Consider the following 2,025-nt stretch of genomic DNA (forward strand, 5'->3'; position numbering starts at 1 on the left):
TGCGAATTGAACCATCAAGCATGCATTTAAAATTACATGGATTTAAAAATGGAAAAAAGTAATAAAAAGTTTTACTCGATTATTGATGGTATCAAACTATCAGGTTTTAGGTTGTTTAGGGATACACAAACAGAGCTTACCCCATTAACTGTTTTTGTCGGTAAAAACGGTTCTGGTAAATCCTCTTTACTAAAAGGGTTATTGACAATTCCGCTCGCTGCTGATGAATCTATGAAAAAAGCAATTGAACGAATAGGTGGAGGTTCAGGAATATTTCATAAAGAAGCAAAGCGTATATCCATCAAATTAAATGTAAGTACATATGATGATGAAAGTGAGCTTTTTGGGAGTATTGAGCATACGGTTAAGCTAGATAAAAGTAATAAATCACCATTAGGCTTTAAAGTTTCAAAAGAGCTGTTAGAAGTGTTTAACCATGATGATGACTTAATTGCTTATGCAGAATCCATCAAACAAAGGGGAACTGAAATTTTGGGAGTTAAGGGGAAGGTATTTCTTGAAGAAAACCCCTTCCATGATGTTGACCCGAGCTATATTAAATCTCGAGATGATGATATTCCTTGTTTGAAATGGCCTTCAGTGCGCTTTATGACCCTTGTTAGTAAGATTTATGGTCATAATAATAGGGTGTTTAAAGTCGATCCATCATCTCCTAGCTACTTTAGAGAAGATGGTAGACTTAGAGGTTGGCAAGAATCTGATGCAAGTGATCTTTGGTCATTTATTTATGACATGTGTAATAGTAATAAGAAATCTCTACTTGAATCAAAAAAGAATTGGCTACGTAATTTAAAGCAATTTATGCCATGGATTGTTGACGTAAAAGCGGAAAGAGATCTAACTGGTGCAATTAGGTTAGTTGTTCAAGAGATTGGAGATAGTAAGTTTCACCCTTGGGACTTGAGTGATGGAACATTGATGTTAATGGGTAGACTTGCAATTTTGGAAACTAAAGGAAAACTTTTAGTAATAGATGAACCTGAGGCACACCTACACCCTGATGCTATTACGTTATTAATGAAAATCTATAGAGAATACATAGATAATCCAGATAATAGCTTCTCGCAAATAATTATATCTACACAAAGCCCATTTGTTATCCGGGCCTGTAACCCTGAAGAAGTTAAAGTAGTAACACGTGAAGGTAATCAATCCGAGATATATGAATTCTCTGACGACCCAGATGAATATAAACAAAGGTTATATAACGCTGGAATGAGTTTAGATGAAGCATGGTTAGCAAATATTTAAGGATTGAATAAAATGGCCAGACGGAAAAAAGACAGAAATGAGTTTAAAGCTAAAAAGAAAAATTCTGAAAATTTGGCAACACCTAGGCTGCTTCTCGTAACTGAGGGAGAAATGGAAGATCAAGGGTTGCCTGATTTCATAAGGAAATTAGTTGCACAAGATTCTTTAAAGTTCCAAGTTTTAAGTAAAACAAAGAGAATTCACAATGGTGATACAGTCCCTGCGACTAAAATTGTTAAAGATTTGAATAAAATATGTGATGTAACTCTTGGGGCAGATGCTGAGTATATTGCTTGCGTGATCGATTTAGAGGGAAGAAATTGTACTTCACAAGAATTTGAAAATGATGTTAAGCCTAATGTAACAAATGATAAAACTGTTGTTGGTATTGCTTCTCGCTCAATGGAAAACTGGATTTTGGGCGACATTACGAACATGGAAAGAACTATACGACCATGTATAGCACCAAATCATAATAATTTTAGAGTGCCTGATAACATACCTCATCCTGCAGAGAGAACTCTAAAGAGGCATTGGACTAAGTATAGAAAAACAGATGATGGGGTTAAGTTTCTGAAAAATGTTTGCCCACAGAACATTAGAGAAAAATCAGGCTCTTTTTTAAACTTCTGTAATGCATTATTTGCTATGAATCAAAATATCGCATAACAAGGTGTTTAAACGGAACTAAAACAGTTGGTTAGGTTCCGCTTCGCTCCACATTATAACCAACAATTTTAGTCCGCTTAACAG

The 2,025-nt window shown here is 35.0% G+C and carries 2 protein-coding genes; both read left to right on the forward strand.

The annotated features are described in order from the left end of the window. The first annotated feature begins 48 nt into the window (after window positions 1–48). On the forward strand, window positions 49–1,272 hold the full coding sequence (locus ACGHEH_RS21485; protein WP_390449764.1) for an AAA family ATPase: 1,224 nt from the start codon (window positions 49–51) through the stop codon (window positions 1,270–1,272). Between the two features lie 12 nt (window positions 1,273–1,284). Continuing rightward, window positions 1,285–1,941, forward strand: a complete 657-nt coding sequence (locus tag ACGHEH_RS21490) for a DUF4276 family protein (RefSeq protein ID WP_390449767.1) — start codon at window positions 1,285–1,287, stop codon at window positions 1,939–1,941. Window positions 1,942–2,025 lie beyond the last annotated feature (84 nt).

This window comes from Pseudoalteromonas sp. MTN2-4, assembly GCF_042848605.1.
GTDB lineage: Bacteria > Pseudomonadota > Gammaproteobacteria > Enterobacterales > Alteromonadaceae > Pseudoalteromonas.

What these genes read in the sequence shown, in the direction of transcription:
- ACGHEH_RS21485 (WP_390449764.1), top strand. Translation starts at nt 49, where the DNA reads ATGGAAAAAAGTAATAAAAAGTTTTACTCGATTATTGATGGTATCAAA.
- ACGHEH_RS21490 (WP_390449767.1), top strand. Translation starts at nt 1,285, where the DNA reads ATGGCCAGACGGAAAAAAGACAGAAATGAGTTTAAAGCTAAAAAGAAA.